Genomic DNA, 26,390 nt, shown 5'->3' with positions numbered 1-26,390 from the left:
AACAGTGTCAGCGGGACGGAGGCTCAAGCGGCTGCGCCTGCGCGGCACGGCGAGGCCGTGCGGCGTTGCCGTCCGGGGTGGCTCGGGCTCTGCAGCAGGCGGTCCGGGACAACGAGGTCCTGGACGGCGCGGCCGGCATCCGCCGGGCGCCCTCCCGGAAGCGTCGGCCCGGTAATCCTCAGCTCTTGATCGCGCCCTGTGTGATGCCGTTGACGAAGCTGCGCTGGAACGTGAGGTAGACCAGCACGATCGGGGCGATGACGATCAGGCTGGCGGCGGCCAGAAGGGGGATATTCGTCGAGTACTGGCCGACGAAGAGCCCGAGACCGGTCGGCGCGGTGCGGCGGTCCGGGTCCTGCATCATCACCAGTACGAGCAGGAACTGGTTCCAGGACCACATGAAGTACAGGACCGACAACGTGGTGATCGCCGGCCACGAGATCGGCAGCAGCACCCGCACCAGGACCGAGAGGTCCCGGGCGCCGTCGATGTGCGCCGCCTCGACCAGTTCCCGGGGAACGGCGGAGAAGTGCGCCTGCATCCAGTACACGCCGAACGGCATGAACAGTGCCACCTCGGCGAGGACGATGCCGGTGTACGAGTCGGTGAGGCCGACCTCGCGCAGGTTGTAGTAGAGGGCCACCACCACGAGTTCCACCGGCAGCGTCAGCCCCAGCACGAACCCGGCAGAGAGCGTCCGGTTCCCCCACGCCTTGAGCACGGTCAGTCCGTACGCGGCGAGCGTCGCCAGCGTCACCGCCAGCGGGACCACGCAGACCGCGATCAGCAGGCTGGACCGCATGAGGTTGCTGAAGTTGCCCCGTTCCCAGGCCTGCTGGAAGTTTCCCCAGGACCATTCGCCGGGGATGCTCAGCCCGCTGACCTGCTCGCCCTGCGGGTGCAGGGCGGCCAGCACGATGCCGGCGAACGGCAGCAGCACCATGGCCGCGAGCGCGACGAGTACGCCGTAGCGCAGGCTCGTGCCCCGGGCCGTCACCCCGCTCCGGGTGCGCGTGCCGCGGGCCTTGGGCCCGGGCCGGGCGCTCACACCGCCGCTCATGCTCGACTCCTGTCCCTGGCGAGATAGCGGATGGCGCTGACGACGGCGACGACGAGCACGGTCAGCACGACGGCCAGTGCGCTGGCGCCGCCGATGTCCCCCTCGTTGAACGCCAGCCGGTACACGAGCAGGGCGGGCACGTTCGTCTGCCCCACCGGGCCGCCGTTCGTCGTGACGAAGACGAGGTCGAAGCTGGCCAGGGCCGCGATCGTGGTGATGACCCCGGCGATCGTGATCTCCTGCCGCAGCCCGGGGAGGGTGACGTGGCGGAACTGCTGGAACGGGCCCGCGCCGTCGAGGACGGCCGCCTCGTAGAGCGCCGTGTCGATCTTCTGCGCGCCGGAGAGGAAGAGCATCATGCACAGCCCGCTCATCGTCCAGGTCCCGATCAGCCCGAGCGCGATCAGGGCCAGGTCGTAGTCGCCGAGCCAGGGCCGGGTCAGCGAGCCGAGGCCGACCAGGTCGAGGAGCTGGTTGACGACGCCGGATTCGCTGTAGAGCCACCGCCAGGTGACGCCGACCGCGACCAGCGGCAGCACCTGGGGGAGGAAGAAGACGATCCGGAAGAACGTCATCCCCTTACGCACCTTGCCCAGCAGCAGGGCCGTCATGAGCAGCCCGACGACCACCGGCACGAACGAGAAGAAGACGATCAGCACCAGGCTGTGCAGGATCGCCTCGTAGAGCGCTTCGTCCTGGAAGATCCGCGTGTAGTTGTCGAACCCCGCCCAGGTCGGCGCCAGCACGCCGTCCCACTCGAAGAAGGACAGGCGCAGCGTGTTGAGCGCCGGCCAGATGGCGAACCCGAGATATATGCCGAGCGCCGGCAGCACGTACAGCCAGCCGCGCCACCGCCGCCCGCGCCCGGGGGCGCGGCGTGCGCGCCCGGTCGCGGCGCGGCGCCCGCCGCGGGCCTCTGCGGCCCGCGGCAGGGTGGCCGGCGTGCTCAGGTCATGAGCCATGGTGCTCGTTCCACGACTCCTGCAGCGAGCGCAGGAAGTCGTCGGCGGTCGTCTTGCCGTTGATGAGGCCCTGGATGCCGGGCGTCAGCTTGTCGATCATGCCGGGGGAGGCGAAGTCGGGGAACGGAACGATGCCGTCGGCCTGCGCCACCGGCGCGAAGCCGGTCGCGATCTCGTTCCGTACGCCCTCGGCGCCCAGCTCCGCCTCGGTGTCGACCGGCATGAACCCGGTGTCGAACTGGATCTTCGCCGCTTCCGGCGAGCTGAGGTAGTCGAGGAACGCGGCGGCCTCGTTGGGGTGCTCCGACTTCGAGGAGATGGCGTACGCGACGCTGGCGCCGGAGGCGACCTTCGGTGTGCCGCCTTCGGGGGAGGGCATGGGGAAGAAGCCGACGTCGTCGCCCATCTCGGCCTCCAGCGCCGCGGCGGCCCAGTTGCCGGTGACGAGGAACGCGCTCTTGCCGGCGGCGAAGTCCGCCTGCGCGTCGGTGTCGGCCGTGGCGTTCGCCGACTCGCGCGCGTAGCCCTCCTCCACCCAGCCGGCGAGCTTCTCGGCGGCCTTGCGTGCGTCCTCGTTCTCGATCGTGGCGCCCGGCTTGCCGTACACCCAGTCCCGGTACGAGGCGACGTCGCCGGTGACGTTGAGCAGCGCGTTCCACAGCTGGAAGCCGCCGACCTGGAGTGCGCCGAGGCTCAGCGGGGTCTGCCCGGTGTCCTTCACCCGCACCATCGCGTCCTCGAAGTCCGCCAGCGTCGCCGGCACGTCCTGCACGCCGGCGTCGGCCAGGGCCGACTTGCTGTAGAACACGCCGAGCACGGAGAGGGCGCCGGGCGCGGCGTAGAGGTTGCCGGTGCCGAACTGCTTGGCCGACTTGTCGGAGCTCAGCACCTCCAGGCTCGCCGGCGGGAACGTGTCCTGCCAGCCGTACACCTTCGACCAGGGGCCGAGGTCCTGGATGAGCCCGGCGGGGACCAGGGAGTTCATCGCGCCGGGGTTGTACTGCGCGAGGTCCGGCGGGTTGTCCGACGACATGCCCAGTTTGATGGACTTCACGTAGTCGTTGAACGGCGTCTGCTGGGTCTTGATCGTGATGTTGGAGTGTTTCTTCTCGAAGCCGTCGATGAGCGCTTCGGTGGGCGGGTCGTCGGTGAAGGCGAGGGTGAGCGTCACGGGGTCGTCGGTGAGGGTTGTCGACGCGTCGACGTCATCGTTCGTGTCTTGCTCCGCTCCGCCGCTTCCCGCGCAGGCCGTCAGGGCGAGTGCCGCCGCGGTGCCGAGCGCTGCGAGCGCCTGCTTCCGGGCTGGTGCCGTCATCCGCATGACCGTCCTCCTCTGTGTTCCTCTTTCTGGTGCTGCCGGACACCGGCGCCGGGGGGCGTCGGGCGTGTGGGTGTGGGGGTGGCGCGTGCTCAACGGGCCTCCTGGCGGGCGCCGGGCACGAGGCCGAACTTCGTCCGCTCGATCTCGTCCAGCGAGTGGTGCAGCGCGCCGTGGACGACCGCGTCCTCCCGCAGTGTCGAGACCGCCAATGCCGGCTGGTCGAGCTCGTGGTCGGACAGATGCCTGCGGACGGCGGTGAGCAGTGCCTCGCCACACCGGGCCATCGGCCCGCCGATGACCACGAGCCGCGGGTCGAGGATCACCCGTATCGCCGCGACGCCCTTGGCGAACCGGCGGGCAACTGTGTCGACCGTCTCCAGGGCCGCCGGCGTGCCGTCGGAGACGGCGTCCAGCACGGCGTCGAACGCCCGGTCGCCCGCGGCGTCGAGGCGGTCCCGGAAGGCGTCGTCGCCGGCGTGCTCCGCCGCCTCGGTGGCGAGCCGCACGATCTCCGCGCCGCCGACCCAGCCCTCGAACGGGCCGAGCCCGTGCGGATGGCGGGCCTCGCCGGCGGGCCGGGCGGCCGGCTCGTCCGCGAACAGGTCGAGGAAGCCGAGGTCCCCGGCGTCGTTGGAGGCGCCGCGGTGGAGCTCGCCGTTCAGCACGATGCCGGCCCCGACGCGCTCGCCCCAGTGGACCATCACCAGCGAGTCCTCGCGCCGCTCCGAACCCCGCCAGCGCTCGCCCTGGGTGGCGAGCTTGACGTCGTTGTCCACGTAGACCGGGCAGCCGAGGGCGTCCTTCAGGCGGCGTACGAGGATGTCGCCGGTCAGCCCCGGCATGCTCGGGATCAGCCTGATGACCCCCGTCGCCGGGTCGACGATCCCGGAAGCTCCCACCGAGGCGAACCAGACGTCGCCGGCCGCGACGTCCGTCGAGGCCAGCGTCCGCGCCACCGTGTCCAGCAGCGCCTTTACCGCCACCTCGCCGCTGACCCCGGTGCCGAGCTGCACCACCTTGCTCGCGGCGATGGTTCCCGCCAGGTCGGAGACCGCGACCCGCAGGTCCTGCGGGCTGACCGACAGGCCGAGCACGTACCCCGCCTCGGCCCGGAAGCGGACGAGCTGCGCGGGCCGCCCCGCCCGGGCGGAGTTGCGGTCGAGGGAGCCGAACTCGACGAGCCCCTCGTCGACCAGCGCGTTGAGCGAACGGCTCACTGCCTGCCGGGACAGGCCCACCGCCTTGGCCAGCGCGGACACGCTCATGCTGGGCTCGGTGCGCAACTGCCGCAGGATCGCGGCGGCGTTGACCTCCCGCATGAACCGTGTTCCTGCGGCGACCAGCTGGTCCCTCATGACGCCCCTCTCCCGGCACCCCCTGCTTCGAGCAGGTGAACGATGTGGCGGGTACGCTAGCAGATTAATTATGATGCGTACGTAACTAATTCATCAAGGAGCTGACGTGCGATGCCGACGGCAGACGACGAGCGGGTAACGCCGGAGTGGGCGGGGGCCGTCCGCGGCCTCGTCGAGCGGGTCCTCGGCCCACGGGCGGCCGGTGCCGTCTCCTTTGCCCCGCTAGATAGTGAGTTGCGCAGTTATGTGTACGAAGCGGCCGGCGGCGTGCTCACCGTCTCCGCGACGGACGGGGTGAGCGCGTCCGTCGGGCTCCACCACTACCTGCGGGACCGCTGCCGCCTGACCGTGGGCTGGGACACCGAGCTGCCGCTGCCCGTGGCGTCCCTCCCGGACAGCCCGCGACGGCGCGGCGAGGCGCGCGTGCAGGACGGCTACTACCTGAACTTCTGCACGTTCAGCTACACGACGCCCTACTGGGACTGGCCCGACTGGGAGCGCGAGATCGACTGGATGGCGCTCCACGGCATCACCATGCCGCTCGCCGTGACCGGCCACGAGGCCGCGCTGCACGCCGCCTACTCCCGCACCGGCCTCGACGACCGCACGATCCGCGATTTCCTCGGCGGGCCCGGCTACCTGCCTTTCCAGTACATGGGCTGCCTCGACGGCTTCGCCGGACCGCTGCCAGCCTCCTGGATCACCCGCCACCGCGACCTCGGCGCCCGCATCCTGGAGCGCCAGCGCGCCTTCGGCATGACTCCGGTGCTGCCCGCCTTCACCGGGCACGTCCCGCAGGCGCTCGCGGCCTCGGCCCGCGCCCACCGCCGCGGCTGGCAGGGGTTCGACACCCGGGTACTCGACCCGGCCGACCCGCTGTACGCCAGGCTGTGCACCGAAGTCGCCCGCGCACAGGCCGAGTTGTACGGCACGGACCACCGGTACGCGGCCGATCCCTTCATCGAGATGACCCCCGTCGACGCCGACCCCGCCTTCCCCGGCGCGGTGGCGGACGCGACGCTCGCCGGGCTGCGCGCCGCCGACCCGGACGCGGTCTGGATCATGCAGGCCTGGCCGTTCTCGTACCAGCGGGACTTCTGGACCGGCGACCGCGTCGCCGCCTTCCTCGACGCGATCCCCGACGACCGGATGGTCGTGGCCGACCTGTGGGCCGAGTACGACCCGCAGTGGGAACGCCTCGACGGCTTCTCCGGCAAGCCCTGGCTGTGGTGCGCGCTGCTCAACTTCGGCGGCCGGACCGACCCGGTCGCCGACCTGCGCGGGGTGCCCGCTGCGGTGGACGCAGCGCTGGCGGCGCCGCACCCGCCGGCGGGACTCGGACTGGCCATGGAGGCCACCCGCAACAACCCCGTCTTCTTCGAGCTGACGGCCGATCAGCTCTGGCGCCGGACGGCCGATGTCGGCACCTGGCTCGACGACTTCGTGGACCGGCGCTACGGCGGGCGCGGCGATACCGGCACCCTGCGGGCCGCCTGGCGGGGCCTGCTGGACACCGTCTACGACGCCCGGGGCCTGCGGATCTTCCCCGAGCAGTACAACGGCATCCTCACCGCGCGGCCGTCGTACGCGCCCGTGCACGGCGGACTGCCGGAGCTGCGCGCCGACGTCGCCCGCACCCTCTGGTACCGGCCGGCCGCGCTGGCGGCGGCCTGGGAGCGGCTCGTCGAGGCTGCCGAGCGCGACCCCGGACTGACCGCAGGACCACTGGGGCACGACCTCGTCGAGACGGGCATCGCCTTCATGGCCCGGGTCGCCGACCGGTACCACCTCGACGCCGTGGCGGAGTCCGTGCACCGCGGCGCCGGCAGCGGACCGCACCTCGACCGGTTCCTGCGCGTCTTCGACGACCTGGACCGGATGCTCGCCTGCCGGCCCGAATACACCTTCCGCCACTGGGAGTCCAAGGCGCTGGCCTGGGCCGCAGGGCCCGCCGACGCCGACGTACTGCGGGACAACGCCCGCCGCATCGTCACGGTATGGGGCGCCGCGGCCGGCGGGACTCTCGACGACTACGCCGGCCGGCACTGGAGCGGGCTCGTCGGCGGCTACTACCGCGACCGCTGGGCGCTGTGGACACGCGGCCTCGACCGAGCCCTGGCCGAGCCCGGCGGCGTAGCCGCCGAGCGCGAGCTGCAGGACGAACTGCGATACCGCGCCGAACAGTTCCTCCGCCACGGCCCGCCACCCCCGCCCGCGGACCTCGGCGGCCTCGCCGCCGAGTCACGCCGGCTGTTCACCGCGTACGCGAACCAGGCCCACGCGCTCGCCCGGCCGCCGACCGACCACAACCACGCCCACGACCGACGAGGAGCACGATGACCCCGGCCGTACCACCCACCGAGCGCCGCAACCCACGCACCGCCGACATCGACACCCTGCCGACCCCCGACGTACTCCGGCGGCTGCACGACGAGGACGCCTGGGCCGTCACCTCCGTCGGCCCGGCCACCGCCGAACTCGCCCGGGCCGTCGACGAGACGCACCTGCGGCTCGGCCGCGGCGGGACCGTGCACTACTTCGGCGCCGGTGCCTCAGGACGCCTTGCCGTGCTCGACGCCACCGAGATCACCCCCACGTTCGGCGCCCCCCGCGAACTGTTCACCGCCCACTTCCCCGGCGGCCCCGCTGCCCTCGCCGACTCCTCCATCGACCGCGAGGACGCCGACGCGCTGGGCGCCACCGACGCCGCCGCGCTCCACGAGGCCGACGTGGCGATCGGCATCACGGCCTCCGGCTCCACCCCCTACGTCGCCGGCGCACTGCGCGCCGCCCGCGCCGTGGGCGCGCTCACGGTGCTGGTCACCTGCAACCCGCAGGCCCCGCTGCTCGATCCGGCAGACATCGGCGTTGTCGCCGCCACCGGACCCGAGGCGCTGACCGGCTCCACCCGGCTCAAGGCGGGCACGGCCACCAAGGTGATCCTCAACTCGTTCTCGACCGCGCTGATGATCAAGTCGGGCCGTACGTACGGCAACCTCATGGTCGGCCTCGTCGCCACCAACGCCAAGCTCCGCGAGCGCGCCGTCGCCCTGCTCGTCGCCGCCACCGACGAGGCCGAGGCGACCTGCCGCGCCGCGCTGGCCGAGGCCGACGGCCGGCTGCCGGAGGCACTCGTGCGGCTGCTCACCGGCTGCTCGCCGGAGCAGGCGCACGCCGCGCTCGCCGGCCACCCCGGCGTGCGGGCGGCCGTCGCCGCACTGAGCGGGAACGTCCGATGAGCGCAGCCGGCTTCGCGGGCGTCGACGTCGGCGGCGGCGGGATCAGGGTACGGATCGAGTCCGGAGGCGGGCGCGCGTACGGGGAGGACGTGGCGCCCGTACCCCGGACGAACGGCCGGGTCGACCTCGACCGGCTCGCCGTGCGGATAGCCGGCGTCGTCCGGAGCGCGGCGGACCCCGGGCCGCCCGTGGAGCGGCTCGCCGGCATGGCCGTCGGCATCACAGGGCTGCCGGGCCTGGTCAGCGAGCCCGGCGAACTCTGGCACGCGCTGCGCGGGCGGTTCGGCCTCGGCGCGCTCGTCGTCGCGGGCGACGCGGTGACCACTCACGTCGGCGCGCTCGGGTTCGAGCCGGGCGTCGTCATCGCCGCCGGTACGGGCGTGATCACCCTCGGCACCGACCTCGACAGCGTCTGGAACCAGACCGACGGCTGGGGCCACCTGCTCGGCGACCACGGCGGCGGCGCCTGGATCGGCCGGCAGGGCCTGCAGGCGGCGCTGCGCGCGCACGACGGCCGGCCCGGCGGGTCGACCGCCCTGCTGGAGCGCATGACGGCGCGCTTCGGCCACCCCCTGGACCTCGTCGCCCTCGTTTACGAGGGGAACACGGCGGCCCACCACCTCGCCTCGTTCGCCCCGTCGGTCAGCGACGCGGCACGCGCCGGGGACCTTGTCGCCGCCCGGATCTGGACCGAGGCCGGCCGCCACCTCGGCCAGACCGCGGTGGCCGCCGCCACCGGGCTCGACCCGGTCTTCTCCTGGGGTGGCCGCCTCTTCGACGCCGCCGACCTGCTCCTGGAGCCCTTCCGCGGCACCGTCCGCACCCTGCTCCCCGACGCCCGCTTCACCCCGCCGTGCGGCACCTCCGCCGACGGCGCCCTGGCACTGGCCCGGGCGGCGTCGGCGGGGACGCTGCGGCCGCACTTCCCGTACCTGTACGTCTTCGCCGCCGACCGGACGCCGGCGCGGTGAAGCGCGGCCGTTCAGACCGAAGAGAATGACGGTGCGCTCAGGGGACGGGGACTCGCGTGGTGCCGCGGTCATCGCGCGGGTCGCGGGGTGACGCCTCGCAGGCCAGGTAGTGGCCCCTACGCGCATCCGGTCCTCGGCCGCTCTGGCGGGAGCTAGCCCAGGGTGCGGTCGAGGTTGAAGGCGGCGCTGATCAGGGCGAGGTGGGTGAATGCCTGGGGGAAGTTGCCGAGTTGCTCTCCTGTGTGGCCGATCTCCTCGGCGTACAGGCCGAGGTGGTTGGCGTAGGTGAGCATCTTCTCGAACGCGAGCCGGGCCTCGTCGAGGCGGCCTGCCCGCGTGAGTGTCTCGACGTACCAGAACGAGCAGATCGAGAACGTGCCTTCCTCGCCCGGCAGTCCGTCCGCGCTGACCTGCGGGTCGTAGCGGTAGACCAGCGAGTCGGACACCAGGTCCTCGCTGAGGGCGTCCAGGGTGGCCAGCCACTTCGGGTCCGTGGGGGAGACGAACTTCGCGAGGGGCATCATCAGCAGGGATGCGTCGAGGAGGTCGCTTTCCTCGCACTGGACGAAGGCGTTCCGTTCGGTGGACCAGCCGTGGCGCATGATCCGGCGGTAGATGTCGTCCCGGGACTTTCCCCACCGGACCAGGTCGGCGGGCAGTCCGCGATGCTGGGCCATGCGCATCGCGCGTTCGATCGCCACCCAGCACATCAGCCGTGAGTAGAGGAAGTTCCTGGATCCGCCGCGGCTCTCCCAGATCCCCCGGTCGGGCTGGTCCCAGTGGGTGCACACCCAGTCGACAAGTGCGCTGATGCCGTCCCAGTACGCGCTGGAGACGGGCCGTCCCCATTTGTCGTAGAGGTAGAGGGAGTCGACGAGCGCTCCGTAGATGTCCAGTTGCAGTTGGTCGACGGCGCCGTTGCCTACGCGTACGGGGGCCGACCGCCGGTAGCCCTCAAGGTGCGGAAGCTCCCGTTCGGGCAGGTCGTGTCGCCCGTCGATGCCGTACATGATCTGCAGTGGGCCGGGACCGCCGGTCGCTTCGAGGCGGACGTGCTCCGAGAGGAATCCCATGAACGCCTCGGCCTCGTCGGTGAAACCGAGCCTGAGCAGTGCGTACACGCAGAAGGCCGCGTCACGGATCCATACGTAGCGGTAGTCCCAGTTGCGCTGTCCGCCGATGTGCTCGGGCAGGCTCGTGGTCGGCGCGGCGATGATGGCGCCGGTCGGGGCGTAGGTCAGAAGCTTCAGGGTGAGGGCGGAGCGGTGCACCACCTCCCGCCAACGACCGCGGTAGCGCGACTGGGACAGCCACCGCCGCCAGTAGCCGACGGTGGCGTTGAACTGCTCCTCCGCCTCGGCCACGGGGCAGTGGCGGGGCAGCACATCGCCGCCGACCCGGTCGAGCGCGAAGACGGCCGACTGGCCCTCGTGCAGCTTGAACAGCGACCAGGCATCCTGGCCGGCAACCTCGATCGGCACGCTCGACGTCAGTGCGAGAGTCAGTGAGGGCGATTCGAAGATCACCTGACGTTCCTGCGCGTGCACTGTGTGCGGCTGCGTCCCGTACGCGAAGCGGGGTGCTACGCGGGCACGGAACGGCAGCGATCCGCGGACACACACCACACGGCGGATCAGCCGGTGCCGGTCGGCCTCGCGTGAATCGTCGACCACCGGCATGAAATCCTGGATCTCCCCGACGCCGTCGTCCGAGGAGAAGCGGGTGATCAGCACGTTGGTGTCGGGGAAGTAGAACTGCTTCCTACGCGTCGGAACGTCCGCCGCGAGTTCGAACGAACCGCCCCGATCGGCATCGAGGAGCGAGGCGAAGACGCTGGGAGCATCGAAGCGCGCGCAGCAGTACCAGTCGATCGTACCGTTCGAGCCCACCAGCGCCGCACTGCGCAGATCACCGATCAGCCCGTGCTCGGCGACCGGAAGATAGCGGGGCGTACCGGCACCGGGCTCTCCCATGGTCATTCCAGTCTCACTGCCCATTGTCCGACCTCCCAGCACTACCGCCCGGGGATCCTGGCAATCGAGCGGGATGTGACAGAGGCGCTCCTCAGCCAGGAGCCGCCGAACAGGCCCGGCCCCAGGATGAAGGCCCGGTGAGCCGGTCCAGCTCTGGATATCGAGGATCTGATCGCCTGTCGGGGTGGCGTCACTCCGCCAGAGAATCGCATTATCACCGCGTGGCGGAATTGTCATGCTCGCCGCAGCCGGTCGATGTGTCCGAGCTGCGAAAGAGCTCAATACCAGACTGGGGGCCGTATACGTCTCCCGCTTCAACGTAATGCGGCGGAACTCCAGCCGCAACAGGACATCCGCTGGTACGGCGAGAGCGCAAAGATGCGATCCGGGTGATCTGGTGTTGCTACCACCCGGACCCGGCCAACCCTGGATGTCGCCTTGGCCCAGCTCCCCCTGCCTCGCTGGGACTCGTCGCAGGTCTGTCAGCGCTTGAGTGGAGTCCAGTCAGGTCCCCGCAGTTGCTCCCACAGCTCGCGCAGGGCCTGTACCTCCTCCTCGACCGAGGATACGGATCGCGAGTCGACGGACGGCAAGCCGAGCCGACGCCCGGAGCTGAGGCGTAACACGACGAACTCGCCGCTGAACTTGTTCCTGCGGATCTCGAAGTCCTGGATGTCGCTCCAGGCCACTCGCCTCGTCTCCACGGGGAGGCCCACCTCGATGCAGTCGTGGTGCGTGGTCGTCCAATACTGCCTGGTGAACCATGATGTGCCGCGATAGGTGCGAATAGCCGACTCGTTCGCCATGGCCAGGATCGCAGACCAGAGGGCCCGGGCCGGCGCCCGGCCATCGGATCTCTCCTCAGAGGGTGGGGAGTGGGGCCGACGTCGGTGACCGACGTGAAGCCGCTGGCGGTAATGGACATGATCTCGCGGTGCGACCTGTCCTGCCAGGGACTTCACGTCCGGCCGCAACCAGGGCCCATTCACTCATGTCCCGCGGAGGGAAGTCCTTGCGGTGGTGGGCCGGTGTCCTTGGCGCCGTCCCCACCGCGTGTGCAGCACCAGGACACCGTCTGTCCGGGACAATCTGCCCCGGACACTGGCGAATACCGCGAAAGCCCTGGAGGACGCAGCAGGAGACCCGCGGGACCGACGCGGCTTCGTCATCGCCTCACTGGGCACGCTCACCGCCGCCGACTGGGCCGCCACCACGGAAGCCGCCGCCGGCGCCACCCGCGCGCACTCCCCTTGGACAGGTACGGGATCTGCGAGATGCGGCCGTCGTCGCGATAGGCCCACGCGTGACAGCAGCAGCGGAGCGTCTCGCCCTCCACGACGCCCATGCTCAGCGGCATTTGCCGATGGGCGCATCGGTTTTTCAGTACGTCCCCAGACAGCGCGACGGGGTAGCAGAAATCCGGGTTCACCCCGACACGCCGGAGGGGGATCGTGCCGGAGAGCAGGTGGTGGGGCTCCGGGGGCGACCGCCTCAGCCTTTGTCGGCGTCGATCTCGGTTATACCTCTCCCTCGCCCTCGAACGGCGCCCCACCCGACCTCTCCACCAACGGCGCTGGACCGAATGGGTGACGGCCGCGAGAACACCAACCGACCAAGATCCCGTGGCGGGTCGGAATCTGGGTCACGCCCCGTACGCACAGAGAACGGGCAGGGCCGGGCCGAGGCCTGGACACCCCAGCAGGAGTTCTCGCGAAACCCTGCCGGTCCTACCCCGGACAAGGAGCACTCACCGTGGTAGAAAGCCCGGCTCGCGCCGAACCGCTCCGCGGCACCACCGCGCTCGTTGCACCGTACGGCGCTGCCCGGCGATTGGTGGTGACGCTGAAGTCGTCGGAGGGCTTATCGAATGATTCCGATGCGCGCACCTGTGGAGTACGTTCATCCAGCGACCGAGGCGCGGAGTGAGCGTCGTTCCCATGGCGAGTGCCCTCACTGCCGGACGGAGCCTGCTCCGTGTTCTACGGCTCCTCGGTGGCGGGACCTTCTTCGGGCTCTACACCCCTGGCCCTGATCAGCGGAGAGATCAGCAGGTCGTACACCGCGACACCGGCGAGTCCGCCGATGAGCGGGCCGACAATGGGGATCCACCAATAGCCGCTGAACCAGTCGAACGTACCGGGGAGAGCAATAGATCCCCAGCCTTCGAAGTACGTCAACAATCGGGGGCCGAGGTCGCGTGCGGGATTGATTGCGTACCCTGCGTTTGTGCCGAAGGACAAACCGATCGCGACGACCACCAAACCGATGAGGAACGGATGGAGATTGGACATCGGAGCAGTATTGCGCTTGTCGATGAGTGCGCAGATCAGTAGAAGCAGGATGCCGGTCCCCACGATCTGGTCGAGCAAGGGACCCCACCAGGAGTCTCCGAAGTATTCGGCGGGGAACGTGGCGAAGATCGAGAATGTGGGCAGCGATTCGTCTCGCGGGACACCCTCCTTCTTGATGGCCGCGTCGATGGCCCATCTGTAGGTCGCGTAGATGAGCGCGGCGGCGACGAAGGCGCCCAGGACCTGCGCCAGCCAGTAGGGCAGGACCTTCCTCCAGGGGAAATCCCGTCGAGCCGCGAAGCTGAGGGTCACTGCGGGATTGATGTGGGCTCCACTGACACCTCCTGCCACATACACGCCGAATACCACGGCGAGGCCCCATCCCCACGAGATGATGAGCCAGTTGGCGGGCCCGAAGTCCCCGGTCTGCCGGCCTGATCCCGGCAGACCGGCGACTGCGACAGCCACCGACCCGACACCCAGCAGAATCAGGACGAACGTGCCCAGGAACTCGGCAGCCATCTCGCCGCCGAGTCCTTCTCGATACCCGCGTCGACGAACGATGCGTTCAGCCATGGACACCCTCCTCGATCAGAAAGCAACGGAACTTTCTATTCCTCACCCGAAATGCAGGGTAATTCGGGTTCGACGCGCCGGTGAATCCGCGGATTTCACCTATACGGAGCAATCCGCGCGCTATTTCCTGGCGGTCGCGCACGATCTCGCCAGACAGACGGACGGCCACCAGCCCGTGCTGCTTGGGTGCGCCGCTGCAGAGGGCGATCTTGCGGGCCCAGGCGTGTGCGGCCGGCACGATGCTGATACTGGTGGGCTCGCGTGTTCGACCGTCGCCAGTTCCCCGGAGGGTCCAGCCCACTGGTGACCTTCCGTGATCAGGAACTCCGGATTGTCGCCGACGGCACGGAGATCCGTGTGCGACGTCCGGCCGCGGGCCGCAAGGACCGGGACCAATTCGTCTCCGGCAAGACCAAGCAGAACGCGCGGTGAAGGCCATGGTCCTCACGGACTCCACGTGCCCCGACGGAAGGAACCGGCCCGGAGTCGGCTGAGCTCTATGTGCCCAGGCTGCGGAGTGCCGTTTCGGAGGCCGAGCCGGGCTCCACGGTGTACATGATCAGGGTCTGGCCCTGCTCCTCCGGGATCCTGAGTGATTCGAAATCGAGCTCCAGCTCGCCGGCCACCGGGTGATGGAAGGTCTTGCGCCCATGGCTTCGCTCCCGTACCTCATGGTCCGCCCACCACCGGCCGAAGTGCTCGCTTCGGACGTAGAGCTCATCGACCAGAGCCGCGATCTGGTCGGCGGCGTTCGCGCGCAGATGAGCGAGCGTGTCGCGGGCCTTGCCCGACCAGTCGGCGAAGAGGGACCGCATCTCCTCGTCGAGGAAGATCAGCCGCGCCCAGTTGCGTTCCTCGACCGGCAGCCGGCCGAAGTCGGTGAACAGTGCGCAGGCGAGCCGGTTCCAGGCCAGGATGCCTGCTCCTGCCTGCCCGTGGTCCGGGGACGAGACCGCGTGGGTCGGGCGAGGTTGAGCAGGTAGTTCCGCTCGTGCCGGTCCAGCCGCAGGGCGCCGGCGACCGCGTCGAGCACCTCGGCCGAGACGTTGAGGGTGCGGTCCTGCTCCAGCCGGACGTAGTAGTCGACGCTGATCCCGGCAAGCCGGGCCAGCTCCTCGCGGCGCAACCCGGCCACTCGCCGGCGGCCCGTGACCTGTGTCAGGCCGACGTCCTCGGGCTTGAGCCGAGCGCGGCGGCTGCGAAGAAAGCCGGTAAGCGCGGCACGGTTGTCTGTTCGGGTCATTCCGATCGTGCCGGTGTCCATGGTGGTCTTGGCATGCATAGGTTACTCACGCCTAGGAAAATCAGGACTCTGGGTGGAAGCGCGTACGCGTGGCAATGTGGCCGGTATGAAAGCAAATTACGCCAGGCTGCCGGTGGCACTGCTGGGTATGGTGCTCGCCTTGACCGCATGCTCGTCATCGGACACCGCGCCGACATCCACCACTTCTTCCTCTGTCGACAAATTGTCCTCGTCGTCCGCTGATCCCTCCTCTTCCGCCGATACGCCGATGTCATCGCAGGCGCCGAAGGAGAGCTCCGGGGCGGAGGCGGTAACCGGAGTGTGGGCGACCGACGACGGGCAATTGCGGAGAGGGCTGAGGGCTGACGGAACGTTCGTCGAGGATTTCAACGGGCAGAAGGCCGCGTACGAGGGAAGCTATACCGTCGAAGGTTCCATGCTCTGCCTGAACACCACCTCGGGGATCACGGTCGAGGGGACGATCGGCGACGACCGTATCGAGATCGACGGTTACGACCTGCGGCGCGCTTCCTGACCCCTCGAAAGTTCGGCAAATGGGCCTATGCGCGAGGAGTGAAAGCGGGCGGAACCCATCACCGGTCAGGCGGTCGAGGGTTTGGGGTACCCGGATCCGTCCTTTTCCGGCTGCTCAGCGAGCACCTGCTCGTAGTGGTGGATCTTCTCGTCCAGCGCGGCGGCGTTGGCGCGAAGGCGGCTGATACGCGTGGCGAGATCGCTGCGATGTACGCGCAGCATGGAAAGGCGGTCGGCGATCGTGCCGCCACCGGCTGCCCGTAGCCGGGCGAAGTGTTGCATGTCGGCGATGGACATGCCGGTCTCCCGTAGCCGCAGCAGAAACTCCAGCCAGGCAAGGTCCGCTGCCGCATAGCGGCGCTGATTGCCGGTGGTACGCCCGACCCGCTGAATGAGGCCGGAGCGCTCGTAGTAACGCAGGGTGTCGGGCGAGAGCCCGGTCGTCTCTGCGACCTGGGCGATCGTCAGGGTCGGTTCTCTGGGCTCGGGAGCACTGTTCTCCGTCATACAAGAACCGTAGAACCTGGAGCTCACTCCAGGTCAAATCCCGGTCCTACCGCCCTTGAACTTCTGGAGGTCCTCGATGGCAACACGGAATCTGTGATGCCGTTCACAGCTGCTTGACCTGGAGCGCACTCCAGTTCTTAGCGTCGTGATCAGAAAGTCCCTCCGACCGATGAGAAGGAATCATGACGGATATCCCCACCCGGCACCTCGGCGCACTGGCGGTTTCCGCGCAGGGACTGGGGTGCATGGGAATGAGCCACGGTTACGGCGCCACGGACGACGCACAGTCGATCGCGACGCTGGGCCGGGCCCTCGACCTCGGTGTCACACTCCTGGACACCGCCGACTTCTACGGCTCAGGACACAACGAGGAGTTGATCGGGCGGGCCGTCGCCGGGCGGCGCGACGAGGTGGTGCTGGCCACGAAGTTCGGGTTCGCCAACCGCCTGGGTGAGCCCACCCGGGTCCGGGGGGACGCCGCCTACGTGCGCCAGGCCTGCGAGGCGTCGCTGCGGCGCCTCGGCGTCGACCACATCGACCTGTACTACCAGCATCGGGTCGATCCGCAGGTGCCGATCGAGGAGACCGTCGGCGCCATGGCCGAGCTGGTACGCGAGGGCAAGGTCCGCCACCTCGGCCTGTCGGAAGCGGGCGCGCGGACCATCCGCCGGGCCCACGCCGTGCACCCCATCGCCGCGCTGCAGAGCGAATGGTCGCTGTGGACCCGCGACCTGGAGGCGGAGAGCGCCGCTGTCTGCCGCGAACTCGGTATCGGCATCGTCCCGTTCTCCCCGCTCGGCCGGGGCTTTCTGACCGGGCGCTACTCCTCGGTCGAGACCATGGCGGACAACGATGTACGGCGCAGCCAGCCGCGGTTCACCGACGGCAATCTTGAACGCAATCTGGCGATCGTCGGCAGGCTGGAAGAACTGGCCGCCGCCAAGGGCATCACCGCCGGCCAGCTCGCCCTGGCCTGGGTGCAGCACCGGGGCGAGGACGTGGTCCCCATCCCCGGCACCCGGCGCCGGCGCTACCTGGAGGAGAACCTCGCGGCCCTGGACGTCGAGCTGACCCCCGAGGACTTCGCCGCCGTCGAGGCCGCCGCACCGACCGGACAGATCGCCGGCGACCGCTACGACGCGACCAGCCTCACCTTCGTCAACGGCTGAACGCGGCGGTCGCAGCCACCTGGTCAACGACTCGGCGTCGCCCTGCCCCCCGTGAAAGGGGTCCCAGTAGTTCTCGACGAGGGCGCAACCACCGACGACCCCCTCTGAACGAGCTCTTTGAACGTGGTCTCCTGAGCGTGCACGCCTCTCCCGCACTGTGTGCCGGGCAGGGCCATACTCCCCCATCAGGGTGGGGATGTCCTCCGACCTGGCGGCTGATGACACAAGCGCTGACAGAACGCCACAAGAACAAACCAATCAATTCCGCAATGTGATAAAAAGTGAGAAATGGGAGAGTGAGTTCGCCAGCGCGTTCGGGAGACGACGTGGACGACGAAGAAACGTCGGACGAGGTAAACGACGAGGACTATGACGATGACGCGTATGCCGAGGACGGCGGCAGCGGGCCGCCGGAGCGATCGTCGGCGGACCCTGACGTCCTGCTCGACGTGCCGCAGCTCAAGGTCGACCAGATCACCCTCGACGTCGAGAACCTGCGGGCCCGGGTGTCGCTGCGGGCGGAGGTACTCAGCCTGATGGGGCTCAACGTGGGTGCGGACGTAAGCCTCGGCGGTGTCCACCTGGACATCCACGGCGTCGAGGCGCAGGCCCTGCTGAAGGTCCGGCTGGACAATGTCGCGGAGATCATCGGCAGGGTACTGACGACGATTGACCACAATCCGCAGATCCTGGAGCAGGTCGCCTCCGGAGTCGGAGGAGCGACGGAGGACGTGGCCGGCGAAGCGGGCCGCCTGGCGGGCGAACTGGGTCACGGCGCGGAAGCGACGGCCAAGGACGCCGGCGGGCGCACCCGGAAGGCGGCGGACAAGGTCGGTAAGGCACTCCCCAGCGGGGTCGAGGAGCCAGGCGGGTCACCGTCGGATGCCGAGGGTTCCGGCCACCGGTGCCGCGAAGGGGAGGGCGAGGGCGGTACCGAGGAAGAGTCCGCGTTAGTCGCGCCTGCGGACATCGCGTTCAGCTCCACCGTCGAGGCGGACCGCCTGCGCTTCCGCGCGCCGCCGCACACCGAGGTCCGCTTCAGCGGCGCCCCGGGCAGCCGGTCATCGACGAGCAGCAGCCGCACAAACCTTCCCAGCCCGGTATCGGAAGGAGTGGATTACGAGCGCGTGCGCATCGCCTACCGCCTCAGGAACCAGCTTCGAACGGCCTCCCCCACCCCGACCTCGTGACCCCGGCCCACGCCGCCCCGCCCCACCTTGGGACGTCGGCCGTCGAAGGACACCTCAACCGCAGCCAGGATGCCGACGCGACAGAGGGGCGGCCGAGTCGACGTCCACCTCCTTCCGAGACTGTCCTTCTCGGGTGACGGAGAGCTGCGGCCTCACAGAAGGTCGATGAACTGCGCGGTCGGACGGCCCAGTTGCTCGACGGTGGCAGGCGGAAGGCGGGCGACGCCAGGCCCACGGCGACGGCGGCCGTGCCCGCCACCAGCCAGATCCGGTAGGGGTCGAGCGGCCAGTCGGCCCGATCGATGCTGGCCGACACGAGCAGGCCCCCGATGAACAGCCCGACCTGCAGCGACGGAGCCGCCGACACCTCGTCCGGCACGAAACCCAGCCACGGCAGCGTGCACAACTGCACAGCAGCCCCCAGCACCGTCTGCGGACGCAGGAACGTCCGCAGGAACGCCTCATCCGCCGAGGTGAGGGTGAAGTAGCGGATCAACTCGTCCTTCCCGATCGCCGGGAACGACCGCAGCGCCTCCAACTCCTCATCCGAGAACACCCGCGTCGCCATCCGCCTGCCTCTCCCTCGCCTGGATCACCAACGAGTGAGCGGCCTCAGCGGGGGACCAAGACCACTCACCCGATCAGCCCAACGAGCCACCGGCTCCACAGCAACGGGCCAGGTCAAGGGCTACTCCGTTGTTTTTTCGGCGAGAACTACTGGGACCCCCACTGCGTTCGCCCACTCCTTCCCGAAGCTCCGCGGGGACCTGATCGCCATGGTCCCGCCGGCGCTTCCCCGTCCCGGCATGCTGGTCACGCTCACGGGAATCCTTGAGGCCGCGGGTGCCGTCGGCGTCCTCGTCCCCGCCACGGTGCCCCTTGCGGCCGGATGCCTGATCGCCCTGATGGTGGTCATGTTCCCGGCGAACGTGTCGGCAGCCCGGCGCCACACCGCGCAGGGCGATCCGATCGGCCGGCGCACCGTACTGCAGGTGGTGTTCATCGCCGCGGCGGCGCTGATCATCCTCTGAGCGGCTGCCGTTCGTCATCTGTAGGGTGGCCCGCTGGACCGGTGGGATCGACGAATCATGGGGGCGCTTATGCGAGTTGTGTCGGCGGTCGGGGCCGTGGCGGTGCTGGGTCTGATGATGGGCTGCGGGTCCAGTTCCGGTTCCGGGGGCGACGAGGACGGCCCCGGCGGTTCGGGCAAGGCGGGGGCGGAAGGCGGGCAGGCGGCCGGGCCGGTGGGAGAGTCGCCGGTGCCGCAGGCCTATGACAAGGCCAGGGGCTGGTCGCAGCCGCTGGAGTGGATGTCCGGGTCGACTGCCGAGGCGATGCCGGTGACCGTGGCGCCGCGGGCTGACACCGTGGCGTATCTCCTCGGCTCCTCCGGCGGCTATACCGTCGAGGCCCGCGCCGCCGGCTCCGGCGAGTTGCGCTGGTCGAGCAAGTCGTGGACCCCGCCGCCGGTCGAGGAGCCGTCGGCGGACGGGGTGGCGGAGCCTCCGAGTGTGGCGACGGTGGAGCAGGACGGCCGCGAGTACGTCGTCGTGTGGGCCCACGGCATGGAGGGCAAGGACGAACTGCACGACGGCAAGGAGGTCGTGCGCCTGGCGGTCTTTCCCGCGGACGGCTCCGGCGACGGGAAGGCGCCCGCGCGGCAGGTCTCCGTGCCGGTGGACGCCCCGTCAGGCGTGCAGGTGCGTGACGGCGGTGACGGGGCGCTGGTCACCTGGGATCCCGTCGGCTCGGACACCTACGGCGTGTCCGTGGACCTGACGACCGGCAAGCGCACCGCATTCGGCTACGAGGACCTGGAGATGCCGCAGTGCGGCCCGGCGTCGTGCATCGGCGGCGGGAAGGTCGTCGGGGCGGGCGACGAGGGTCCCGTGGTGAGCATGGAGACCGGCGGCTTCGGCATCCCGGGGCGCTGGTTCAACGAGGACTTCGCGCCCGAAGGGGTGTGGAAGGACCCGTACGGCGACGAGATCAACGGCCGGGTGACGGCCGCGTCCCCCGCGCATGTGGCCGCGGTGTGGCGGGTGGGTGAGGCCGGGTTCGATGCCCGGTGGAAGTGGTCGGTGCACGACGCGCGGACGGGGGAACTCCAGGCACAGGTGGACTGCGACGCGGAGGATGTCGCAGAGCAGGGGAGCCTGCGGGAGCGGGGGGCCGGCGGGACGCCGGAGCTGTCCGTGTCGCCCGACGGCCGCTACGCGACGGCGGGTCCGGCGGCGTTCGATCTGGAGACCGGCGAGGGTGTCTGCGTGGCCGGTGACGGCGACCGCAAGGAGATGCACCTGCTGTCCGTCACCAACGACGGGATCGGCTACGGGTACGTGACCGAGGAGACCGAGGGCCCCCAGACCGGGGTCCAGGTCGACCTCGCCGGCGGCGAGCCCGAGGCGCTGCCCGCCGGCACCGACCTCCCGTTCCGCCCCCTGCGCGACACCGCGCTGTTCATCCCCCTGATCGGCGGCGGCGACACCCCCGTGGTGCAAGTGCTGCATCAGCGGTAGGGCGGCGGCTCACGGCTCCAGGCAGCGCAGTGATGCGCCTTTCCACCCCGCTGGGCGAGAAGGGGAGCCCGCTCCGGGGATGCCTCGGTCCCGGACTCACCCGGAGCCCTCTTGGTCCCGGGACTCCAGAATGCGCAGGACGTTGCCTGCGTGTCCGTAACCCGACCGAGGCGGTCGCGGACCGTCTGTCGTCGAAGGCGCCGGCGTGGGTTCGGCCGGTGCACGGAAGAAATAGCCGACGCCGCGTGCCGAGACGATCGACTCGCTGCCCAGGGCGGTGGAGTCCAGCTTGCGGCGCAGCCGTGAGATCGCGAACTTGACCTTGGCGGTGTCCTGTTTGACGGGCTCGTCCCAAGCCCTCGACAGCAGCTTGGCCAAGGACTGGACGACGCCCGTGTTGCGCACGAGGAGGTCGAGTACGCGGAATTCGGTGGGCGTGAGCATCAGGGGCACGCCGGCCACGCTTGCTTCCCTGCGCAGGGAATCCAGCCGCAACAGGCCGTCGTCATAGATCTGATCCGCCCACTTGCCGGGTGCGGCGTGCCGGTGGAGCACTCTCTCGATTCGGGCGATGAGCTCCTCGGCGTGGAACGGCTTGACCAGGTAGTCGTCTGCACCGGTGTTCAGCAGATGCACACGCGTCTGGACATCGTTGCGGGCCGTCACGACGATCACGGGGACATCACTGACTGCTCGCAGGCGGTGGAGGAGTTGACTGCCGTCCATGTCGGGGAGACCCAGGTCGAGCAATACCACGTCAGGTCGCTGAGCGTACGCCTCACGCAGCCCGGCCTGCCCGTCGCGCTCGTAGGTGGCGGCGTAGCCCTTCCTGTTCAGGACCATGCACAAGAGCTGGGATACGTTCTCATCGTCCTCGATGAGGAGAAGCCGATTCTTGCGAGGGGGAGCGACCGACCCCGGTGCGGCGGACGGCTGCACGCTGTTGCGGGGCGACACGTTCTCTCCTGCCTTGTCGTCGTGCTCGCCCTCACCGGCCTCGTCGGGTAAGCGGCGTACCTCGACCGCAGTTGCGGTCACGCCGCGGTCGATCAGGAACGAAACGGTCATCTCGTAGCACGCGGTGCAGGCGCGCACCTCCCTGCCTTCCACCAACAGGACGTACCGCGCACGCCGGCCGCACGATCGGTCGGCGATGGCTGTCGAGCACACGTGAGACGCCGCCGCGGCGGCGGACGCCAAGTCACGCTGCCGGACCCGCCGAGCCGCCGACCGACAGGCATCCGAGCAGTATCGGCGCGGCCGTCCCGTGCGTGCAGTCGGCGGCAACGGCCCGCCGCACCCTTGGCAGTCGGCGACTGTCGCCCCCACTCACGGCCCCTTCCTTCGATACGCGGCGATCCGGGCACGAAACCACTTTCGTGTCGACCCGGCGGGTGCGATTCCGTGAGTGCCCCTTGGCCGCCGCCGACAGCCCATGTTCTCCTGGTTGGAGAGACCTGGCCGTCTCTCGACGGCCAGGCCCCTCGGGTGTCACGACCGCTCGGGCTCGCCAGCGTCGACGATCATGTCACCGACCGCGATGAGAGCCCTTGCCCACACGGCAAGGGTCTCGTCGTGTCTCAGGCCCGCCATCGCCTCTACGGCTTGCAGCATGGCGCGCACTCCCGACCACCACGAGTCGCTCTTTCGCGGGTGCCACCTCTCGGCCGACCGTCGTCCGGACGCATCGGGTCGGTCGCCCTCCGCGTTCTCGCTCGGATCGTCCGATCGGGGGACCTGGCACATCGGCACCTCCTCTCGACAGCGACCGCGACCATCGCGAGCTGTCGCGACGTGCACGCGGTGGTCGTCAGGAGTCGCAAGCACACCGTGCGAGAGGAGCGAAACAATGTGTGGTTCCCGTCTCGGGAAGTGACCTGCTCACCATCCCCCGCGGAAGGGCTGACCGGCAAGGACGTGCAATCAACGTAGCGCGCCGCCACGCGGATCAAGAGCCTCGCCTGCCGCTGAGTCGCTGGCCCGCGCCGGAGTGGACAAGGTCGCCTTCACCGGCTCGCCGGACACCGCCCGCAAGGTCGCCGCCGTGTGCGCCGAGACCCTCACGCCGGTCCTCGTCGAGGGCGGTGGCAAGGACGCGGCGATCGTGGGTCCCCGTCTCGGCCGGGCCGCGCTGGAGCGGGCCGCGGAGGCGATCGTGTGGGGCGCCATGGCCAACGCCGGGCAGACCTGCGCCGGCGTCGAGCGGGTGTACGCGGTCAAGGACGTGCACGAACGGCTGGTACAGCCATCATTCGCCGCGCCCGCCGGCTCGAACCAGGCACCTCCGGCCGTGAAAAGGCCGCCGACTACAGCGCCATGACGCTTCCCTCGCAGCTCGGCACGGTCGAGTACCACGTCAAGGAGGCCGTGACCGCGGGGGCCCGCGCGCTCCTGGGCGGCCCCGGGTCCGCCCAGCGGCCCTACGTCCGCCCCGTCGTGCTCGTCGACGTGCCGGAGGACTCACCCGCCATGCGCGAGGAGACCTTCGGCCCGGTCGTCGCGGTCAACGCCGTGGCCGACCTGGACGAGGCCGTCCTGCGCGCCAACGACTCCCCGTACGCTCTCGGCGCCGCCGTCTTCACGCGCACCCGCCGCGAGGGCCTGGCGGTGGCGGCCGGGCTGCGCGCCGGCGCGGTCTCGGTCGGCTCGGTGCTCGGCTATGCCGCCGTCCCCGCGCTGCCCTTCGGCGGCAGCGGGCTGTCCGGGTACGGGCGCATCCACGGCGCCGAAGGGCTGCGCGCGCTCGCCGCGCCCGCGTCGGTCACCGTACGCCGCTTCCACCCGTACGCGGACCTCACCTCGTTCGCCACCCCGCGAGCACGGGCGGCGCGGGCGGTGGAGTTCGCCCGGCGGCTGCACGCGCTGCGCTGATCCGCCGCCCCGCGCCGGCAGCAGCCCGCCGACGTTCAGCGAGAGTGGAGCCTCACAGACATCCGATCTCATCCGCGCCAAGGCTGTTCGATCCGTCAACTGCTGGCTACACTCCCGAAACACCTCCGATGTATCCGGGTGTGGGGAGCAGTCAGATGGGCAGACGCACCATGACCGGGCTGAGCATGCTTGCGCTGTGCGCGGCACTCACCATCCCCTCAGCCGCAGTCGATACCTCACCGTCATCCGATCTCCCGGCTGCGCATGCCGCGGCGGCCGGGTCCGACCCCGGTTCCGTTCTCTGGTATGACGAGCCCGCCCCGGATACGCATGACGGCTGGGAGCAGCGGTCGTTGCCGATCGGCAACGGTGCGATGGGTGCGTCGGTGTTCGGCGGTGTCGAGGCCGAGCGCCTCCAGTTCAACGAGAAGACGCTGTGGACCGGCGGGCCGGGCGTGGCCGACTACAACTTCGGCAACTGGGACGAGCCCCGGCCGGGCGCGCTGGAGGAGGTCCGGCAGCGGATCCAGGACGAGGGTCAGGTGACCCCGGAGTACGTGCGGGACAAGCTCGGCCACGCCTCCGACTCGCCCCGGCACCGCCGCTTCGGGGCCTACCAGAGCTTCGGCGACCTGCGGCTCGACTTCCCCGATCAGGCGGCACCGGTCACCGGATACCGCAGGGACCTGGACATCGGCCGGGGCGTCGCGGGGGTCTCCTACCGGTCCGGCGACGTCCGGTTCACCCGCGAGTACTTCGCCACCGCGGCGGACGGCGTCATCGCCGCCCGCATCAGCGCCGACCGGCCCGGTCAGGTGGACCTCACCTCCCGGATCGGCGTCCCGCCCAACCGGACGAGCGCGGCCGGGGCCGACGACGGGAGGATCACCGTGAGCGGCGCGCTCGACAGCAACGGCCTGGCGTACGAGGCCCAGCTTCAGGTGCTCAACGACGGCGGCTCGCGCACCGACGGAGACGACGGCACGGTGCACGTACGGGATGCCGACGAGGTGACACTCGTTCTCGCGGCCGGGACCGACTACGCCGCCGACTACCCCGACTACCGGGGCGAGGACCCGCACGCCCGGGTGACCTCGCTGGTCGACGACGCGGCGGCCAAAGGCTACGGCGCACTCCTGCGCGACCACGAGGCCGACCACGCCGAGCTGTTCGACCGCGTCGCGCTCGACCTCGGCGGAGAGATGCCCGATGTGCCGACCGACGAGTTGCTGAGCCGGTACGGCGAAGGGCCGGAGGCGGCCGACCGCGCGCTGGAGGAACTGTTCTTCCGGTACGGCCGCTATCTGCTGGCCGCCTCCTCCCGCCCGGGCTCGCTGCCGGCGAACCTGCAGGGGGTGTGGAACGACATGGAGGCCCCGCCCTGGCAGGCCGACTACCACCTCAACATCAACCTGCAGATGAACTACTGGCCGGCCGACGTCGCCAATCTGTCCGAGACGGCCGAGCCGTTGTCCGCCTACGTCGACGGTCTGCGGGAGCCGGGACGGGTGACGGCGAAGCAGATGTTCGGGGTCGGGCAGGGGTGGGTCGCCCACCACGCCTCCAACATCTACGGGCACACCGGCGCCTGGGACCACCCGGCGTACTTCTTCCCCGAGTCCGGTGCCTGGCTCGCGGACCAGCTCTACGATCACTACCGCTTCACCCTCGACGAGGACTACCTCACCGAGGTCGCCTACCCGGTGATGAAGGAGGCGGCGCAGTTCTGGATCGGGAACCTGCGCACCGACCCGTCCGACGGCACCCTGGTCGCCACCCCCAGCCGCTCCCCGGAGATCGGTCCGGCGACCGCCGGCGCGTCGATGTCCCAGCAGATCCTCTGGCACCTCTTCACGGACACCGCCGAAGCCGCCGCCAAGACCGGCGACAAGGCCTTCGCCAAGCGGGCGGCCACCGTCCTGGACAAGCTGGACCCGGGGCTGCGGGTCGGCTCGTGGGGGCAGTTGCAGGAGTGGAAAGCCGACCGGGACGACCCGGACGAGCACCACCGGCACGTCTCGCATCTGTTCTCCGTCCACCCCGGCCGGCAGATCTCCCCGACCACCACGCCGGGGCTCGCCGAAGCCGCCAAGGTCTCGCTGAACGCCCGCGGGGACGACGGCACGGGTTGGAGCAAGGCATGGAAGATCAACTTCTGGGCGCGGCTCCTCGACGGCGACCGCGCGCACAAGCTGCTCACCCAGCAGCTTGAGCACAGCACTCTCCCCAACCTCTGGGACACGCATCCCCCGTACCAGATCGACGGCAACTTCGGCGCCACCGCCGGGATCGCCGAAATGCTGCTGCAGAGCCACCTCGGCACGATCGACGTCCTGCCCGCCCTGCCGAGCGCCTGGGAGGACGGGAGCGTGGACGGGCTGAAGGCCCGTGGCGCGTTCACCGTGGGCGCGACCTGGCGCTCGGGCAACCCCACCGAGATCCGGCTCGCCTCGGCCAAGGGCGGGGACGCCGTGCTGCGGCACGAGGCGTTCCGCGGAAAGGTCCGGGTCTACCGTGACAACGGCAGGCCCGCCGACTTCTCCACCGACGGCGACGCACTCACGCTCCCGACGGGGGCCGGGGCGAAGTACCGCATCGTTCCGCAGGCC

General features: G+C 70.1%; 20 protein-coding genes and 5 pseudogenes. 11 read left to right on the top strand and 14 right to left on the bottom strand.

The genetic code is table 11. The annotated features are described in order from the left end of the window. Positions 1-178: 178 nt before the first annotated feature. The 4 genes from ABGA99_RS10715 to ABGA99_RS10700 form a co-directional block, all read right to left on the bottom strand. Positions 179-1,060 (bottom strand): carbohydrate ABC transporter permease, encoded by an 882-nt coding sequence (locus ABGA99_RS10715; RefSeq protein ID WP_347577131.1) that lies wholly within the window; start codon positions 1,058-1,060, stop codon positions 179-181. After that, positions 1,057-2,022, bottom strand: a complete 966-nt coding sequence (locus ABGA99_RS10710; protein WP_347577130.1) for a sugar ABC transporter permease — start codon at positions 2,020-2,022, stop codon at positions 1,057-1,059. Before ABGA99_RS10710 ends, ABGA99_RS10715 begins: the two co-directional genes overlap by 4 nt. Next, a complete protein-coding gene (locus tag ABGA99_RS10705) occupies positions 2,012-3,337 on the bottom strand; it encodes an extracellular solute-binding protein (RefSeq protein ID WP_347582525.1) in 1,326 nt (441 codons plus the stop codon). Before ABGA99_RS10705 ends, ABGA99_RS10710 begins: the two co-directional genes overlap by 11 nt. A 95-nt stretch (positions 3,338-3,432) precedes the next feature. Continuing rightward, positions 3,433-4,698 carry an ROK family transcriptional regulator gene (locus ABGA99_RS10700; protein ID WP_347582524.1) on the bottom strand — a complete coding sequence of 422 codons (1,266 nt, stop codon included), beginning with the start codon at positions 4,696-4,698 and terminating at the stop codon, positions 3,433-3,435. 111 nt (positions 4,699-4,809) lie between these two features. On the opposite strand from ABGA99_RS10700, the gene ABGA99_RS10695 reads away from it, so the two are divergent. The 3 genes from ABGA99_RS10695 to ABGA99_RS10685 are packed head-to-tail and all read left to right on the top strand — an operon-like array spanning position 4,810 to position 8,908. Beyond that, on the top strand, positions 4,810-7,038 hold the full coding sequence (locus ABGA99_RS10695) for an alpha-N-acetylglucosaminidase TIM-barrel domain-containing protein (RefSeq protein WP_347582523.1): 2,229 nt from the start codon (positions 4,810-4,812) through the stop codon (positions 7,036-7,038). Further along, positions 7,035-7,937, top strand: a complete 903-nt coding sequence (locus tag ABGA99_RS10690; RefSeq protein WP_347577126.1) for an N-acetylmuramic acid 6-phosphate etherase — start codon at positions 7,035-7,037, stop codon at positions 7,935-7,937. Before ABGA99_RS10695 ends, ABGA99_RS10690 begins: the two co-directional genes overlap by 4 nt. Next, positions 7,934-8,908 carry a BadF/BadG/BcrA/BcrD ATPase family protein gene (locus tag ABGA99_RS10685; protein ID WP_347577125.1) on the top strand — a complete coding sequence of 325 codons (975 nt, stop codon included), beginning with the start codon at positions 7,934-7,936 and terminating at the stop codon, positions 8,906-8,908. Before ABGA99_RS10690 ends, ABGA99_RS10685 begins: the two co-directional genes overlap by 4 nt. 152 nt (positions 8,909-9,060) lie before the next feature. Here ABGA99_RS10685 and ABGA99_RS10680 read toward each other — a convergent pair whose 3' ends face one another. From ABGA99_RS10680 to ABGA99_RS10660, 5 genes and pseudogenes are all read right to left on the bottom strand, one after another. Next, complete coding sequence (locus tag ABGA99_RS10680; RefSeq protein ID WP_347582522.1) at positions 9,061-10,887, bottom strand: glycoside hydrolase family 15 protein; 1,827 nt, start codon at positions 10,885-10,887, stop codon at positions 9,061-9,063. Between the two features lie 476 nt (positions 10,888-11,363). After that, positions 11,364-11,585, bottom strand: a complete 222-nt coding sequence (locus ABGA99_RS10675) for a hypothetical protein (protein ID WP_347577123.1) — start codon at positions 11,583-11,585, stop codon at positions 11,364-11,366. A gap of 542 nt (positions 11,586-12,127) precedes the next feature. Beyond that, positions 12,128-12,376 (bottom strand): annotated as a pseudogene (locus ABGA99_RS10670) (Rieske 2Fe-2S domain-containing protein); the annotation flags it as partial. A 484-nt stretch (positions 12,377-12,860) separates the two neighbouring features. Continuing rightward, positions 12,861-13,748 (bottom strand): MIP/aquaporin family protein, encoded by an 888-nt coding sequence (locus tag ABGA99_RS10665; RefSeq protein WP_347577122.1) that lies wholly within the window; start codon positions 13,746-13,748, stop codon positions 12,861-12,863. Continuing rightward, the gene (locus ABGA99_RS10660; RefSeq protein ID WP_347577121.1) at positions 13,741-13,986 is read right to left on the bottom strand and encodes a hypothetical protein; all 246 of its coding nucleotides are present in this window, start codon (positions 13,984-13,986) and stop codon (positions 13,741-13,743) included. Before ABGA99_RS10660 ends, ABGA99_RS10665 begins: the two co-directional genes overlap by 8 nt. 83 nt (positions 13,987-14,069) lie before the next feature. On the opposite strand from ABGA99_RS10660, the pseudogene ABGA99_RS10655 reads away from it, so the two are divergent. Continuing rightward, positions 14,070-14,200 (top strand): annotated as a pseudogene (locus ABGA99_RS10655) (transposase); the annotation flags it as partial. 45 nt (positions 14,201-14,245) lie between these two features. Here ABGA99_RS10655 and ABGA99_RS10650 read toward each other — a convergent pair. Further along, positions 14,246-14,991: pseudogene (locus tag ABGA99_RS10650) on the bottom strand (helix-turn-helix transcriptional regulator). A gap of 73 nt (positions 14,992-15,064) precedes the next feature. On the opposite strand from ABGA99_RS10650, the gene ABGA99_RS10645 reads away from it, so the two are divergent. After that, the gene (locus tag ABGA99_RS10645) at positions 15,065-15,526 is read left to right on the top strand and encodes an Atu4866 domain-containing protein (protein ID WP_347582521.1); all 462 of its coding nucleotides are present in this window, start codon (positions 15,065-15,067) and stop codon (positions 15,524-15,526) included. Between the two features lie 65 nt (positions 15,527-15,591). Here the strand turns inward: ABGA99_RS10645 and ABGA99_RS10640 are convergent, their stop codons facing one another. Further along, the gene (locus ABGA99_RS10640; RefSeq protein ID WP_347582520.1) at positions 15,592-16,032 is read right to left on the bottom strand and encodes a MerR family transcriptional regulator; all 441 of its coding nucleotides are present in this window, start codon (positions 16,030-16,032) and stop codon (positions 15,592-15,594) included. A 182-nt stretch (positions 16,033-16,214) separates the two neighbouring features. On the opposite strand from ABGA99_RS10640, the gene ABGA99_RS10635 reads away from it, so the two are divergent. Both ABGA99_RS10635 and ABGA99_RS10630 read left to right on the top strand, forming a co-directional pair. Then, positions 16,215-17,201 carry an aldo/keto reductase gene (locus ABGA99_RS10635; protein WP_347577118.1) on the top strand — a complete coding sequence of 329 codons (987 nt, stop codon included), beginning with the start codon at positions 16,215-16,217 and terminating at the stop codon, positions 17,199-17,201. 326 nt (positions 17,202-17,527) lie between these two features. Then, positions 17,528-18,391: a hypothetical protein gene (locus ABGA99_RS10630; RefSeq protein ID WP_347582519.1), complete on the top strand. Its 864-nt coding sequence runs from the start codon at positions 17,528-17,530 to the stop codon at positions 18,389-18,391. Here ABGA99_RS10630 and ABGA99_RS10625 read toward each other — a convergent pair. Beyond that, the gene (locus ABGA99_RS10625) at positions 18,348-18,959 is read right to left on the bottom strand and encodes a DUF4158 domain-containing protein (protein ID WP_347582518.1); all 612 of its coding nucleotides are present in this window, start codon (positions 18,957-18,959) and stop codon (positions 18,348-18,350) included. The genes ABGA99_RS10630 and ABGA99_RS10625 overlap by 44 nt on opposite strands. A 238-nt stretch (positions 18,960-19,197) precedes the next feature. Here ABGA99_RS10625 and ABGA99_RS10620 point away from each other — a divergent pair, with 238 nt between their 5' ends. Both ABGA99_RS10620 and ABGA99_RS10615 read left to right on the top strand, forming a co-directional pair. Further along, a complete protein-coding gene (locus tag ABGA99_RS10620; RefSeq protein WP_347577115.1) occupies positions 19,198-19,422 on the top strand; it encodes a hypothetical protein in 225 nt (74 codons plus the stop codon). A gap of 69 nt (positions 19,423-19,491) precedes the next feature. Beyond that, positions 19,492-20,910: a hypothetical protein gene (locus ABGA99_RS10615; RefSeq protein ID WP_347577114.1), complete on the top strand. Its 1,419-nt coding sequence runs from the start codon at positions 19,492-19,494 to the stop codon at positions 20,908-20,910. 96 nt (positions 20,911-21,006) lie between these two features. Here the strand turns inward: ABGA99_RS10615 and ABGA99_RS10610 are convergent, their stop codons facing one another. Both ABGA99_RS10610 and ABGA99_RS10605 read right to left on the bottom strand, forming a co-directional pair. Beyond that, positions 21,007-22,020, bottom strand: a complete 1,014-nt coding sequence (locus tag ABGA99_RS10610; protein WP_347582517.1) for a response regulator transcription factor — start codon at positions 22,018-22,020, stop codon at positions 21,007-21,009. 381 nt (positions 22,021-22,401) lie between these two features. After that, positions 22,402-22,524: a hypothetical protein gene (locus tag ABGA99_RS10605; protein ID WP_347577112.1), complete on the bottom strand. Its 123-nt coding sequence runs from the start codon at positions 22,522-22,524 to the stop codon at positions 22,402-22,404. Between the two features lie 355 nt (positions 22,525-22,879). On the opposite strand from ABGA99_RS10605, the pseudogene ABGA99_RS10600 reads away from it, so the two are divergent. Both ABGA99_RS10600 and ABGA99_RS10595 read left to right on the top strand, forming a co-directional pair. Then, positions 22,880-23,781, top strand: a pseudogene (locus tag ABGA99_RS10600) (aldehyde dehydrogenase family protein); the annotation flags it as partial. A gap of 155 nt (positions 23,782-23,936) precedes the next feature. After that, positions 23,937-26,390, top strand: a pseudogene (locus ABGA99_RS10595) (glycoside hydrolase family 95 protein); the annotation flags it as partial.

Source organism: Streptomyces sp. B5E4 (assembly GCF_039871555.1).
Lineage (GTDB): Bacteria > Actinomycetota > Actinomycetes > Streptomycetales > Streptomycetaceae > Streptomyces.
Note: the sequence above shows the minus strand (reverse complement) of the source record. Positions and strands in the feature narration are given on the sequence as shown.